Raw genomic sequence first — 14,199 nt, 5'->3', positions numbered from 1 at the left:
GAGGTGGAATGACCGTTTCGGATCACATCACTCGTTTCAGAACAGCGGGGACAAACTACATCAATCTTTGCCATCAATCATCCAAAGGGCGAAGAATACCACAACACTAAATATGCGTCACGACCCACATACTTTATAATAACAGTCATTCCTTTATCTGATAATATCATTTTATTAATCTTCATTAGTATCAAGGATATTTGTTATTAATTTATTAAATTATATTAAACTCATCATTTTCACCTCCATATTTTAAATGTAAAAGATAGATAAGAACCGTAAATAATATTCACGGCTCTTATCTAATTTATTTTTTGTTGAAGCTAACCTTGAACAGGTTAGAGTAATTCATGACATAATATAAAAGCTAATACAGTAACGTTAACTATTTATAGCTCAATAAAATAGAGTGATTTTATTTTAAGTACTATTTAACACATGAATTGGATTTTTCGGAAGGGGGTAGTAGTGCTACCACTGAACTGCATAATTCTACAAGTAGGACAGAACAAGATCTTATGGGAATTCATTAATACTTCCGACTAATTTATCATATTATACACATTTTATTCCAATTGTCAATATCTAACGTCATGTTATAAAAGAATAAATAGTTTGAAATTTCTAATTATGAAAAAGTCCTTTGGCACTTTTAACACTAATTTTCTGATATTTAGCATAAGCCTGTGCCACCGCTTCACGCGTTTGTTCCGGAGACTGTTTTTTAATCCAGGAATCCACTAACGCGTTAAGAATATAGGCTTCCGGTGCCATAAAGTTGGTGGTCATCATGGCCGGGCGAATACCCGCCCGTTCAAACTGAGGCAGGAAATAGGGCTTACTTTTACAGGCAAATACGGCGGCTTGCCTTTGAGCATTCAGATTTCGCGTTTTTTCATCGTTTATCTCGGGTGCACTTAAATTCAATTGGGCAATTGAATAATCCATCAGGCCATTGTGGCCAATGTAAACCACCAGATCAGCACCACCGCCGGTAGCGATGGATTTTTGCTGAATATCCAGACTGCCTTTTTTAGCACCGCCAATATATTGATAAAAATCATCAATGGTTTGACCAATATATTGACCATCGTAGGCATCGGCGACCAGATAAACATCATCGATTTTATGTTTAAAAACGATACGTTCCAGAATGTTGTTTTGCGGGTTAATGGAAGCAGTGACAAGCTGCCAGTTTGGCTGTTTCTTAATGAAGGTTTTCACACCATAAGCCGCGCCCCAATACAGGTTATTCACCGGATCTTGTCCATTACCAATTTTCTCTGGTACCGGAACAATTCCCTGATATTTATTGTCACACAGCGCCACTACGACATGAACAACGCGGGTTTTGGCTAACAGAGGCAGGCTATTGGTGAATAAAAATGTGCATAACAGCAGGTAGATAATTTTCTTCAGCATATTCGTCACTCTTCCGATGATATCTTGGCGAACAAAACAGATAATGTTAATATACTCGCGCGCGCTCTGGTCCATAGCGGCAGCGGCGATTATACATGAATATTCGTCCTATCCATTATTGGTTTTGTCTCACATAATCCAATCCGTGTATTATATAGCCGCGCAATAGCAAGACGTTATTGGATTCAGGTAAAGGAAAACCTTCATGATCATTGAGACGCCAAAAGCCAGAAAGTTTCCCCGCACATTTTGGATAAGACTCTTTACTATTTTCTTTATTTTACTGGCACTATTGTTATCAGCATTTGTCTTTACCAACCTTTGGCGCGACTCAAATTCCAGCGACTTTAGTCGTAATAGTAAGTCGCTTGGCGGGCGCTATTACAGCTATCAGCAAAAAGTTTATGTCAATATTCCAGTTCAGGGATATTACTTGCTTCCCGGTGTAAACAGCGCCAGTTTTCAGGTCTACTCTTCACGATATTTGGCACCATTAGCTAAAGATAATCAGTCAGTATTTTGTGGTACTCATATTATTCAAGGGTTACAGCCCGATAGTGTGATTTATACTTCCCTGGGTTATATCAGCGATGGTCACAACACCTATTTTTGTAGCCAGGAGCGTAAGAACCCTGACTATTATTGGTGGCACGAAATTGTGCACGATAACGATTATGATAACCCTGACCGCCCAAGACGCCGGGATTTTATACTTAGTCGTGTAGAAAACGTAATCTATGGCAATCTGCATACCTGGGGAGAAAATTATCTCTCTGATGGACTGCATCTGTTTTATGAAGGTGTAATGATTCCTGACGCTGACGGCGGCAGCGTTCAATTGATACACTATGGGCAGGGGCGTCTAAAAGACATAGTACACGACCGTTATTTAGCTGATAACACCAGAGTCTACTATCAGGGGCAGCCGTTACCTGATGCAAATCCTGACGCTTTTAGCGCGTTTTCACCGGATAGCGATCAGTGGCAAACTGATTATGGTAGGGATACTAAAACAGATACCTACTATTTTGGCGCGATCCCTTTTCCGAAGATTATCGAAGGTAAAGAAACCCGTGGACTAAGTCTGTTAGTCGCCGATCGCGATCGGGCAAACCATGAGTTATTTATCAACGAGAATGGCATTTTTTACCGGGATTATCAGGGCAAAAAATTTAAATGTGCCGGGCCAAATCCCTTTGGTTCCAACAACCCACAGCGAATTTCAGAGAATTATGCTGCTGGCGTTTGGGCCAACGCTAAAGATACGATTATTTTATCCTCTTATGACGTATGGGGTAAAAAAAGCAGAGGTCTGGTAAGTCGGAATACTGTACTTTCTGTGTTACCTGACGTCTCGTTGTCTGACTGGCATCTGGTTGAAACCTTTGAACGCAACGGTAGGGTGACAGGAACCTTATGGCGGGCTAAAGGCAACTATTATTTCTCATCGACCAGTGCCAGAAACATTGGTATGGAAGAATCATTTTATTTGGTTGTTGACTACCCGCAATTCAAACAACAATTACAGCAAGAGAAGCAGATAACCAAAACGCTGAAGGAGCAATATTTACGTAGTGTTCGTGAGATGCCAGAGGTTAATAATATCAGTCATGCGAAGTCGTCTTATTCGTTCTGGAATCAGATATAAAAAGCGTGCCTGCTAGCGTTAATCAGGCACGCCTTTCCATTACGGTTGAATTATTCCGCCAGTTCTTGCAATTTAATGACATCTGATGCCCTCCATGCGTAACGTAGTGGGTTGGTGACCAGCCAAACTGTTCCAGTACAATATATTATTGGGAGCCCTCCTGAACTTAATATTCACAATAAGGATAACTGGTTCTTGTTATAAATAATCTTTACAATCGTGTGGTGTTACCATTTATTTAAACGGACTTAGAGGAATTTATGAAGATTTATTGGGCTGTTGATAATGTTCCAGAATTGAAAGGGTTGGATAAACAAGAACAAAAGCGTTTATTCAAAGAATGTAATAAAGAAGGGCGTAAGCGTATCGGATCTGCATTCTGGATTCGTCTTGTTATTGCGATTGTTTTATCCGCTGTTGTTGCACTCTTTTTGCCTTTGGGCGGGGCTATTGGTGGTGCAATGATAGGTGTATTTGTTGCCTTCCTGTTTATTGTATTAGTACAAAGCCCTGCCATTGAAGCGGGACGTGTCTGGTTGCAAGAGCAAGGTTATCCGAAAGAATAAAACAGCCGGTTAAGAGAGAAAAGCCAGCGGCGGGAGCTTCTGGCTTTTTTGTGTCTATTTATGAAGGCGTTATTCCAAAAGAGCAGGTGAGTGGCGTAATGGCTGGTCGCGTGTGAATTTATAGAAAGGCGGGTCCATAGTAACGGACCCGCCCCTAATTAAATATTACAGGGTTGGGTAATCGGTATAGCCTTCCGCATTACCACCATAAAATGATTCAGGACGAGGTTCATTCAGCGTGGCTTTCCGATGTAGACGCTCTACCAGATCCGGGTTTGCAATATATGAGCGACCAAAAGCAACGGCATCAATATAACCCTTGGCAATCAGCGCTTCGGCTTTTTCTGGCGTATAGGCACCCGAACCGATAATCACTCCGCTAAAACGCTCACGCACTTTTTGACGGAACTCATCGCTATAGGGTTGACCTCCGGCCCAGTCAGGTTCAGACATATGCAAATATGCCATACCGCGTTTACCTAATTGTTCGATCAGATAAAGGGCGTCAGCCTCTTCATTATCACCATTACTCACGCCCTGGAAGGTGCCAAGAGGAGAAACACGAATACCAATACGATCGGCGCTCCACTCTTTACTGGCTGCATCTACCACTTCCAGTACCAGACGAACACGGTTCTCCAGGCTACCACCATATTGGTCGGTACGATGGTTAGCATCCGGCGAGAGAAATTGGTGTAACAGGTAACCGTGTGCTGAATGTAGCTCTATCAGATCAAATCCGGCATCTCGTGCATTGGCCACCGCCTGACGAAAATCATTAACAATGCCGGGAATTTCATTTGTTTCCAGCGCGCGTGGCATCGAAGTATCAACCCGTATGGCTCGACCTTGCTCATCACGCAAAGAGGTGCGAGTTCCGGCATTGATAGCTGATGGCGCAACCGGTGCCTGTTGACCCGGTTGCAAACTGTTATGGGAAATACGTCCGGTATGCCAGAACTGTACCGCCATATGACCATGTTCTGAATGTACGCCATCGGTAATTTTTTTCCAGGCGGCAATCTGTTCTGCGCTGTGTAACCCCGGAGCACCCGCATAACCTTTAGCCTGCGCCGAGATTTGAGTTGCTTCACTGATAATCAATCCTGAACTGGTGCGTTGACGATAATATTCACCCATTAATGGAGTAGGGATATCGCCGGGTTCAATACTGCGCAAACGGGTTAATGGCGCCATAAAAATACGGTTTGGTACCGTAATGGCGCCGACTTTTAATGGGGTAAATAATTTCTCTGCTGACATGATACATCCTCAAGTAGACCGGTCGTCTATAAACAAAACAAATAAAAGAACCTGTCAGGAGACAGGCTCCACTAAAAGCTGGGTTACATGTTCAATAGCGCATTCCAGCGGTATTGAACTTCGTGAAATTTTGGCCTGTAGGCTGGCCCCAAGCCAAAGGGCATACATCATTTGCGCCTGCATTTGGGCTTCACCGGGAAAATTGAAGCATCGCTCCATTCGTCCTTTTTCAAGCGCGTTGGCAAGGTGAGCGATAACCTGCACGCTCCCATTGTCCAGCGCATTACGCATATCCTCTGACAGGTCACAGACCTCAGCAGACAGTTTTACCACCAGACAATTAGGGGAACTGCCATGCTGATTAAAATAGTCCAGACTCTGTTGATACCAGTGAATGATAAGTTCACGCCAACTGGCATTTTCCTGAGAAAAATGCTGTTGTAATCGCTGGTTGTACAGCGCGTAGTGGCGATCGAGCATAGCTACACCAAATGCCTCTTTTGACCGGAAATAGTGGTAAAAAGAGCCTTTAGGAACTTCTGCTTTCGCCAGCATTTCGCTTAATCCCATGCCGGTAAAGCCGCGACTCAGACAAAGTTGAGCCCCGGTAGCAAGGAGATGTTCACGCGTATCATGTTCTGGATATCGATTCATAAAACTCACTATAATAGACCGGTCGGTCTAATACAATCCTGATTTACTTTTTTAAACAAATTGGGTTTTAATCTGACTGCCATCAGTCAGAAATTTCCGCTATAGCCTGTTTTATATGCCCGCATACTGTTGGTAGACCGGCTATAGCCCTTTATTGTAGAGCATGTTTATACAAAACTGTTCATTAAACTATCACTATGGAGAACATTATGTCTCAATTACGTCTTTCCTATCCTAAACTTTCCCCTCAGGCATATCAGGGGCTAATTGCCTGTAAACAAGCGCTGCATGGCAGTAGCGTAGGTCCTGAACTTATTGCTTTGCTCGATTTACGCATTTCTCAAATTAACGGCTGCGCTTTTTGCCTGAAAATGCACACCGATGAACTACGTAAACTGAATGTCTCTAACGATAAAATCGACACGCTGGCTGGGTGGCAAATATCGTCAGCCTTTAGTGAAAAAGAGAAGGTTGCTTTGCAGTGGGCTGAAGGTTTAACCCATATCTCGGTTGAAAACAGTTCTGATGAACTTTATCAGCGGTTGCAGCAACATTTCACGGATAGTGAAATATCGGATTTAACTCTGGCGATTGGTTTAATGAATGCATTTAACCGTATTGCCATTAGTTTACGTCAATAATATTCGCTCGATTTTTATACTCCACTTTAGCATATCTCGTTAATTCCGGTCCCCCATTTGTATTGATGGGGGGCAATATCGCTATCCTTATCTTTTATAAAGAAATGTATGTTTCTGTCAGATACCGAAATTGTCATTTACCGGTCATGCTCAGGTCTGATATCACCTATTCGGGAGGCTATTAGTTGCAGTCAGCAAAGGGAAAAGAGTAGCGACTGATCGAATTGGCAATTTGCTGTAACAGCGCTCCATCAAATGCATGTTTAAAGGCATTTTCATTTCTATCATCCGAAATATTACTCATATAAACTCCAGTTAAAACAGGAACCAATCGCTAAACTATTCCCGAGCTAACATATCGATAATTGGACAAATTGTGTGGCCGTCGTCCGCATTACATTGTTGTACCAGCCCGGCTAAAGCTTGCCTCATTACGTCAAGATCGGCCATTTTCTTCTCGACTAACGTGAAGCCAAGTGCCTGCGCTCGTTTGATGAAGCGAACTCGTTTGACCTCATCCGCCGAATAGCGCCGGTGACTGCCCGGCGGTTTGATTGGCTCAACCAGTAAACCTCGTCGCTGGTAGTAGCGGATCGTTTCGATATTTACGCCAGCAGATTCCGCCAGCTTACTAATAGTCAATTCTGACGCCATCAAATTTTCCTTGATTCCGTACTTAAGTACGGGATTTATACTAACACTTGAGTAAACATGTTCAAGAAAAATGGTATGTTATAACTCACCTGAAAAGATTCGTTAATCATGGGCGGATTGGCCGTCGACTGTGAATAAGTGAGGGCACGATGAACACTGTTATTCTTGAATCAATACTGACCTGTCCGTATTGCGGTTTTAGCAGAAAGGAAACTATGCCTACAGATGCTTGTCTGTTTTACTATGAATGCCAAAGTTGCAAAGTTATGCTACGTCCTAAGCCCGGCGACTGTTGCGTGTTCTGCTCGTTTGGGTCAGTACCATGTCCACCGATTCAGCAGAGTGGGTGTTGCGGGTAACCAATAATATGAATATGTCATCCCGTTTTTTCTGTGAATGTCATTTTCACAAATGAGTTACTGGAATCCTCCTTTTACTCACTAAGAGATTCTCGCTTTGACGTTGTTCCTGGAGGTTCAACCGCAGGGGGTACAAACCAGTTTTCGCGTGGAACCAGAACTGGAGCTTCAGGTTGAAGCACAAAATTTGGTGACATTATCTGCACTTCAAATTCGTTAAATACATCCTGAATATGACTGTGAAGTTCGTTTCTGGCACTGGCAAGGGATTCGCCAGGAAGTAATCGGACCTGAAGTTCATAACAGACATACCAGTCCATCAAGTTTAGCTGTCGAACAACTGGAGGAATTGCAGAACAGACGCATTTTGCCCGGGTTGCGGCCAGTTCAAGCATGGCATGAACCTGACGCCATGGCGTGTCGTACCCAATCGTAACCGAGGTCGTCAGATTGATACCGCCATCATCATTCAGTGAATTTAAACCTGTTATTTTACCGCTGACTACGACAGCATTTGGTAAAGTAACGATATAGTTTTCTCTTGTTATTATTTTTGTTGCCAGCATTCCAATTTCATTGACGATGCCTTCATTGTCAGCGATCCTGACTGTATCCCCTTTACGCAGTGCACGAGAATAAATCAGAACCAGTCCACTCATGGCATGATTCATGACACCTGCTGATCCCAGCGTCAGCATCAGCCCCAGAAATACACTAATACCTTTAAAAGCGAGTGAGTTAGCTCCAGGAAGAAATGGGTAAGCAGCAGATAACGCTAAAAGCCATGTTAATACGGAAAAAAGTTTACGCGTTGTACCAACCGTTTCGGGATGCAGCCATGAGATTTTCACGCTACCAGCAGCAATTTGGTTCAGAACTGACTTTATCAGCTTGAGAAATAGTGTAGTTATAATAAAAATAAGCGTTATAACAAACAATCCAGGCATTGCAGACACAATAGTTAAAGCAATTTCTTCAAAAACATGTATTGACCATTCACCAAGCGATGATCCCCATATGCGAGTCCAGGGAAATAAACTAAATATCCAACTTAGCCAGAAATAAGCCACAATGCATCCCGTAAGAAAAAAAATTCCTCCAAAGATTCTACTTTCTATAGGGCCAAGAAAACGTCTCCACTCTGTGGGTAACCAGCTTTGCTGTTGAATAATCTTGTGCTGGTAATAGCGGCGCAGCTTACGCCAGACAATATACTCGCCATAAAAAAGCATAAACAACCCTATCATGCTGACCACAGTTTTAACCACGGACAGGATAATCCAGGAGCTATTATATTGATCTTTTAAAGATTTTCTTTGCACCTCAAATCTGGATACAACATTTTTCACTGCTTGATCCAGTGTCAAATCATCACCTTCATCTAGGTCGCCCTGAACAAGAAGCATTATAGGTTTATGGTTGAGCAGAATAAGCTTACCTGGTTGGTTATAGCGAAACACAGACACCACATCCAAAGGCTCACGAAGATCGGCTTCATTTAATGATCGCAGGACGGCCTGAATTCTGAGTACACGTTCTTCAGGAGTCGTCAGACCAAATTTAGCCTGCAACATAACAACAGGATGGTGAAATATGTAGACAGTACGAGCCTGTTCATCTTGGTTGGGCTGGATACGTGGTTCAGCCGCAAAAGTCCCAAAAGCGAAAAATGAAATTAATCCTGTCAGGATAACAAGCAGTTTACCTGTCATGATAATACCCTAAATGTTGATATATTGTTATGTAGTGTTTGTCTATGGACATATTTAAAATAAGCATAGATCAAGGATTTGAATGTATGTAGTGCCAAATCAGAAAATTTTTAAAGATAATGAAAAACGACTGATGGATAGGAAAGGGTGACAATGTATAACACTGATGGTAGGCAGTTTAGACTTATGACTTATGACTTATGAAGTTGAACAAAACCAGTAGCATTGTTTTATGTGACATGTATATGTGGATCTTGTGTGTGATGTAGCACAGCCAGCACTTCAATACCCACCGAAACTTCCCGATAATAAATTACATGGCTCTCAACAGGAAAACTCAATATACTAGGATAAAGATCCTCACTCCTATTTCGACCTGGGGAAGGATGACGATCAAGAATATCTGTAATTGTTACTCGCAGAGAAGTAGCGTAAGCCTCTGCAACGCTCTCTCCCCATCGACTAATAGAGTATGCTTTAATGGAACGCACATGCTCTCTTGCTTTCTTAGTGAAACGAACACTCATACCTAAGCCTTGTCTTCAGGTAAATTAAGCTCATCTGCTGCTAGTGGGGAAAAAACATCCTCTACGCTATACAGTTCACCTCGTTCAGCTTGTGCAATAGATTCAGCTAAAACGGCTTTTAAGCTTTGAAGTTTAAGCTTTTCAAATTGCTCATATTCTTCTGGTGATATTACAACAGCCACACGTTTACCATGTTTGCTAATTTCTACAGGTTCACGCTGCACTTTCATTAGTAGATCACCAAATTGATTTTTTGCTAACTGCGCGGGAATTATTTGCATAAGTCACCTACCATTTAAATGGATATTTTGTTTATTATGGCCATTTTAGCCAGTTATCGCAAATAATTAATTTGTCTATATCCTACCAGATAAGGTTTATGAATATTTTCAAAAATAAATATAAATATTAGAATAAACAAATGGTTGACCACTTAATATCGGTAGCCAGGCAACTACCCAGCACGGCCATTCCAGATTTGTTAAAGGCTATTATAAGACCAACTCAGAGTGATTATTTATTGGCCGTAGCAGAAGAGGGGACTAATGCTCGATCGGACCTGGGTGAGGGTTGGTCATTTTTTCAGGAGATTAAATACCTACAAGTCCACACGGAAGCATAATCATCTCTCGTCAGCTCCCTGTTCCCAAGTGTTGGTGACTCCAGCTGTAACACGGAAGTAATAGTTTTCCATTTCTTCCTTAAAACAATATTTAACATAATATACATTATGCGCACCAATAGGCGTTTGGGCGGAATCTGGCTCTCATTCAAAGGAAACCATCACATGAATACGGCTACTGATTATGACGATGACGGCTATCCGATTATCGCTATCAATGAAAAACTGGCTGTGCTCAAAAGTATTAATGAATTTTTAATCCCGCTACTCAAGTGTAAAACTCAACCGGCTAAAGTTTGTGATCTACTGGAAGAACTTCAAGCTTACTATCGAATTAAAGCTGATTGTGGCTTGCATCCGACCATTCATAGCAGCTATCAACTACAACACCGGCTTTCGCAGCATATGTGCTATTCCAACCAAGATGGGGGAAGCATAGTCAAAAAAGCTCTTAATACCTGGGCAGAGGTAATTCAAGCCAATTTCGCCATCAGGGCTTTTAATAAGGCGATTTTTGGGGCACTCCCCCCAACATAAATGCAGGTGATCACACTTGCGACAATAGTCAGGCAGGCTATCCCGTTTGGACATGCCAAAGGCTTCTTGCCGAGTTGATAAGGCCATATGACTCAATGGCCGCTGATTGATATTACCCAGCCGGTACTCAGGGTAAACAAAATGGTCACAGGAGAACACGTTGCCATCGTGCTCAATAGCCAACGCCTTGCCACAGAACTCGGCCGTCACACATAGCTGGGAGGCGTATCCCATGGTTTGGGCCACCGCTGTCTCAAACAAGTTTACCTGCACACGTCCCAAGTCGTTGTTAACCCATTCTTCAAACACCACGGTGAGGAAGGTACCCCAGTCGTCCGGGTCGACGGACCAGTCGGTGACTATCGACATCGGATGACCAGGCCTGCTCAGCTCACTACCTATCACAGGCAGCATGTTGTCGTTCCAGTATTGTGGGGCTGCTCGTTTGAAATCCTTAGGCTCTACACAGGGGGTGAACTGGATATACCTAGCTCCCAGCTCGCGGGTCAAAAAACGGTATACCTCTAGCGGATACAATGCATTATGTCTATTGATAACAGCCAGTGTGTTGAAAGGAACCTGATGCCGGTGTAACAGCTCAACTGCCGCCATTACCAAATCAAAGGTCGGTTTTCCGCTGCGCGTCACTCGGTATTTATCGTGCAAATCCCGTGGACCATCGATAGATAGACCAACAAGGAACCCGTACTCCTTCAAGAAGTGACACCATTCATCGTTGAGCAGGATGCCATTGGTCTGTAGATCATTATGGATAGTACTACCAGGGGGACAGTATTTCTGCTGCAAAGCGACAATCTGTCGAAAATAATCGATGCCGAGCAGAGTCGGTTCCCCCCCCTGCCAGGAAAATGTGATCTCATCCCCATCCTGACCTTCAATATAACTACGAATGAAAGCATCCAATGTATCACTATCCATTTGAGGTTGTTTGGGCTGATGGAGCAAGGCCTCTTTGTGCAGATAGAAGCAGTATTGGCAATCAATATTGCATTTGGCCCCACCGGGTTTTGCCATGACATGGAAACGGCGAGTATAAGCTCTGGCGCTATCTCGGTTTGCCGTCTTTAGTGGAATAACATCCATATGGGATGTGTCACGGGTCAGAATTTTTTTCATCATCACTCGCCTGATGCTTATTCATGGTAACAAACCAATCATCTATAAAAATTGATTCCTATAAAAAGCAGGGGCTCTTAAGAGCCCCATTGACCCAGTCTATTGTTGTGTTTTCTGCATGGCATCCTGAATCATCTTGTCCATATCGAACGTCGTGCCGCCCTGAACAGGTGGATACTTAACTAAGGTGTTGACATGTTCGCCAACTATTTCACTTACCGGTGCCAGCAACCACGACATTTTCTGCAGCAGGTGACCATTGGCATCGACAGAATTATAACTCTCCATAGGATCCGCTCTCAGGTTGTACAGCATGGGCTTAGTCAGAGGCGTGAGGTTGTCATAATAGTTTTCAGCCACGGCAAAATGAAATTTCCAAGGGCCGATACGGATCGCAGACAGTTTATCCTCGAAATAATAAAAAATAGAGTCACGAGCCGATTCTTTAGTTTTACCCTCCCAGTAAGGAAGATTATTAATGCCGTCTATATATTGCTTTTTATCATTCATAATCTTCTTACTGACATCATCAACCCCAGCAACCGTTGCCAGAGTGGTAAATATGTCCTGATGACCTTGTATTCCATTGAGAACAGTACCGGCCGGAATATGTCCCGGCCAACGAACCATCATAGGTACCCGAACCCCCCCTTCATAAGTAGTCATTTTCTCACCACGAAAGGGAGTCGTAGCTCCGTATGGCCAAGACGAGTGCTCCGGGCCATTGTCAGTGGTATAAATAATGATAGTATTTTCCTTCAATCCCCGCTTGTCCAACTCATCTAGTAAATACCCTATATCACTGTCATGCTGTATCATGCCACTGCCATGATAGTCATATTCACTTGTGTATTGTTCCGCAGCATAACGCCACTTATCATTAAGACGAGTATAAAGGTGCATACGACTTGTATTAACCCAAGTGAAAAAAGGCTTATTTTCTTTTATTGAGTTATCAATAAACTTCAAGGTTGCCGGTATCATTTCCACACGATCGAAATCTTTCATTCTTTCTTGGTCCAAGGGACCTGTATCCGTACATTTCTGTTTACCTATCTCACCAAAACGCGGATCGATCGTTTTATCTTCGCTCACAGTTGCATAGCAATGAAGAACACCTCGAGTACCAAATTTTTTGCTGTATGCCTCTATTGAGCCTGAATATTTCTTGGCAAAATTCTGATAATCCCGCTGCTCATGTTCTTCCTGAGTATTTAGGTGATAGAGGTTGCCGAAAAATTCGTCAAACCCATGTACTGTAGGTAAGGCAAAATTTTGATCACCAAGGTGATTTTTGCCAAACTGGCCTGTTTTATAGCCAACCGCCTTTAGGACTTCAGCCAGAGAAGGTGATTCTTTTTTCAGCCCCAAGGTGCCGCCAGGCATAGCGACAGTTGTCATACCGGAACGAATTGGATATTGGCCAGTCAGGAAAGCGGCTCGGCCAGCCGTCGAACTAGGTTGTGCATAATGGTCGGTAAACTTGATGCCTTCATTGGCTATTCGGTCAATATTTGGAGTGATATAGCCCATGGTTCCCATGCCATAGGCGCTAACATTTTGCCAACCTATGTCATCGCCAAAAATAACCACAATGTTGGGTTGATTGGATTTGGCCATAGCACTGACTGAGAGAAGCATGCTCACAACTGTTGATAATCTTCTTAATTTCATTTTATGGCTCCATTTTAAATAAAAACTGACTTAATCATAAAATAAATACATAAATTACAGCAAATAACTTCTTAATATTCAGTAGAAACTTACCCAAAAAACTTTTGCATATATAACCATTAATATCATTATAATATACCATTATTGCTACCAGCACCTCATTATGCTTGTGATGTGGTCATAGCTTTCAAGCTGTGTCAGACTTGTTTTCAGTAAATTTTAATTTTAATTATAGTTTGTTGAAGCAATTTAGCCAGTATACATAAAGTCGAGCTTTTACTGTGGGGCCAAACTAGGTACCGCAGCTTAACCTGTTAAACAAAAACCAGCCATTAAGATGGCGAGCCAAGTAAATAAATTTTAAACGCCTCGAGTAAAAAACCTTTTAGCGATAGCTGATTATCTTCTAGTTCATGTTTCTCTTGATACTTCACATACCTTTTAATCATTTCTGCATTTACACCTACGGTATCTACACAATATCCTTTCGCCCAAAAATGATTTCCCCATAATTTCGATTTCCTTAGATAGGGGAATTTATTAAAAAGACGGATCGCTGTTCTTCCCTTCAAATGACCCATCACTTCTGAAACGGATAACTTGGGTGGGATCTTCACTAACAAATGCACATGGTCTAATTGAACATTCAATTCTACTGTAAGTATCCCATCAAAACGACCCATTCACTTTTAGAGATCTTCTGACATACTGATTATGTCCCCTGAGGAGATCACCATGCGTAAAATCCGATTCACAGAGCACCAGATAATCGCCGTCCTTAAA

The 14,199-nt window shown here is 42.4% G+C and carries 15 protein-coding genes and 1 pseudogene; 4 read left to right on the top strand and 12 right to left on the bottom strand.

The genetic code is table 11. From position 1 onward, the window contains the following. A partial coding sequence (locus LPW36_RS16525) for an IS1 family transposase (RefSeq protein ID WP_338085967.1) occupies positions 1 to 74 on the bottom strand: 74 nt, incomplete at its 3' end. A 550-nt stretch (positions 75 to 624) separates the two neighbouring features. After that, the gene (locus LPW36_RS16520; protein WP_230611587.1) at positions 625 to 1,422 is read right to left on the bottom strand and encodes a hypothetical protein; all 798 of its coding nucleotides are present in this window, start codon (positions 1,420 to 1,422) and stop codon (positions 625 to 627) included. Between the two features lie 205 nt (positions 1,423 to 1,627). Here LPW36_RS16520 and LPW36_RS16515 point away from each other — a divergent pair, with 205 nt between their 5' ends. Both LPW36_RS16515 and LPW36_RS16510 read left to right on the top strand, forming a co-directional pair. Next, the gene (locus LPW36_RS16515) at positions 1,628 to 3,070 is read left to right on the top strand and encodes a DKNYY domain-containing protein (RefSeq protein ID WP_230611585.1); all 1,443 of its coding nucleotides are present in this window, start codon (positions 1,628 to 1,630) and stop codon (positions 3,068 to 3,070) included. A gap of 260 nt (positions 3,071 to 3,330) precedes the next feature. After that, positions 3,331 to 3,636, top strand: a complete 306-nt coding sequence (locus LPW36_RS16510; protein WP_230611583.1) for a hypothetical protein — start codon at positions 3,331 to 3,333, stop codon at positions 3,634 to 3,636. A 165-nt stretch (positions 3,637 to 3,801) separates the two neighbouring features. Here the strand turns inward: LPW36_RS16510 and nemA are convergent, their stop codons facing one another. Together nemA and LPW36_RS16500 are read right to left on the bottom strand one after the other, a co-directional pair. Next, positions 3,802 to 4,899, bottom strand: coding sequence for an alkene reductase (gene nemA, locus LPW36_RS16505; RefSeq protein ID WP_230611580.1), 1,098 nt, complete (start codon positions 4,897 to 4,899; stop codon positions 3,802 to 3,804). 54 nt (positions 4,900 to 4,953) lie between these two features. Next, positions 4,954 to 5,553 carry a TetR/AcrR family transcriptional regulator gene (locus LPW36_RS16500; RefSeq protein WP_230611578.1) on the bottom strand — a complete coding sequence of 200 codons (600 nt, stop codon included), beginning with the start codon at positions 5,551 to 5,553 and terminating at the stop codon, positions 4,954 to 4,956. Positions 5,554 to 5,762: 209 nt separating this feature from the next. On the opposite strand from LPW36_RS16500, the gene LPW36_RS16495 reads away from it, so the two are divergent. Next, on the top strand, positions 5,763 to 6,194 hold the full coding sequence (locus tag LPW36_RS16495; protein ID WP_230611576.1) for a carboxymuconolactone decarboxylase family protein: 432 nt from the start codon (positions 5,763 to 5,765) through the stop codon (positions 6,192 to 6,194). 181 nt (positions 6,195 to 6,375) lie between these two features. Here the strand turns inward: LPW36_RS16495 and LPW36_RS17795 are convergent, their stop codons facing one another. Both LPW36_RS17795 and LPW36_RS16490 read right to left on the bottom strand, forming a co-directional pair. After that, positions 6,376 to 6,498, bottom strand: a complete 123-nt coding sequence (locus LPW36_RS17795) for a hypothetical protein (protein ID WP_268991782.1) — start codon at positions 6,496 to 6,498, stop codon at positions 6,376 to 6,378. Between the two features lie 35 nt (positions 6,499 to 6,533). Then, positions 6,534 to 6,863, bottom strand: coding sequence for a MerR family transcriptional regulator (locus LPW36_RS16490; protein WP_476738498.1), 330 nt, complete (start codon positions 6,861 to 6,863; stop codon positions 6,534 to 6,536). A 134-nt stretch (positions 6,864 to 6,997) separates the two neighbouring features. Between LPW36_RS16490 and LPW36_RS17815 the strand changes: the two genes are divergently transcribed. Then, positions 6,998 to 7,207, top strand: coding sequence for a GDCCVxC domain-containing (seleno)protein (locus LPW36_RS17815; protein ID WP_276574016.1), 210 nt, complete (start codon positions 6,998 to 7,000; stop codon positions 7,205 to 7,207). A 74-nt stretch (positions 7,208 to 7,281) separates the two neighbouring features. On the opposite strand, the gene LPW36_RS16485 is transcribed toward LPW36_RS17815, so the two are convergent. The 6 genes and pseudogenes from LPW36_RS16485 to tnpA form a co-directional block, all read right to left on the bottom strand. After that, complete coding sequence (locus LPW36_RS16485) at positions 7,282 to 8,919, bottom strand: mechanosensitive ion channel family protein (protein ID WP_230611572.1); 1,638 nt, start codon at positions 8,917 to 8,919, stop codon at positions 7,282 to 7,284. Positions 8,920 to 9,149: 230 nt separating this feature from the next. Beyond that, positions 9,150 to 9,446: a type II toxin-antitoxin system RelE/ParE family toxin gene (locus LPW36_RS16480; RefSeq protein ID WP_230611570.1), complete on the bottom strand. Its 297-nt coding sequence runs from the start codon at positions 9,444 to 9,446 to the stop codon at positions 9,150 to 9,152. A gap of 2 nt (positions 9,447 to 9,448) precedes the next feature. Further along, positions 9,449 to 9,727: a type II toxin-antitoxin system Phd/YefM family antitoxin gene (locus LPW36_RS16475; RefSeq protein WP_230611568.1), complete on the bottom strand. Its 279-nt coding sequence runs from the start codon at positions 9,725 to 9,727 to the stop codon at positions 9,449 to 9,451. A gap of 722 nt (positions 9,728 to 10,449) precedes the next feature. Next, positions 10,450 to 11,709 carry an anaerobic sulfatase maturase gene (locus LPW36_RS16470; RefSeq protein ID WP_230611588.1) on the bottom strand — a complete coding sequence of 420 codons (1,260 nt, stop codon included), beginning with the start codon at positions 11,707 to 11,709 and terminating at the stop codon, positions 10,450 to 10,452. 132 nt (positions 11,710 to 11,841) lie between these two features. Further along, entirely contained in the window at positions 11,842 to 13,416 is a 1,575-nt protein-coding gene (locus LPW36_RS16465) for an arylsulfatase (RefSeq protein ID WP_230611566.1), read from the bottom strand. Between the two features lie 332 nt (positions 13,417 to 13,748). Continuing rightward, positions 13,749 to 14,072 (bottom strand): annotated as a pseudogene (tnpA, locus tag LPW36_RS16460) (IS200/IS605 family transposase); the annotation flags it as partial. Positions 14,073 to 14,199: the final 127 nt, after the last annotated feature.

Origin of the sequence: Limnobaculum eriocheiris, from assembly GCF_021010575.1 — a bacterium.
Lineage (GTDB): Bacteria > Pseudomonadota > Gammaproteobacteria > Enterobacterales > Enterobacteriaceae > Limnobaculum > Limnobaculum eriocheiris.
Note: the sequence above shows the minus strand (reverse complement) of the source record. Positions and strands in the feature narration are given on the sequence as shown.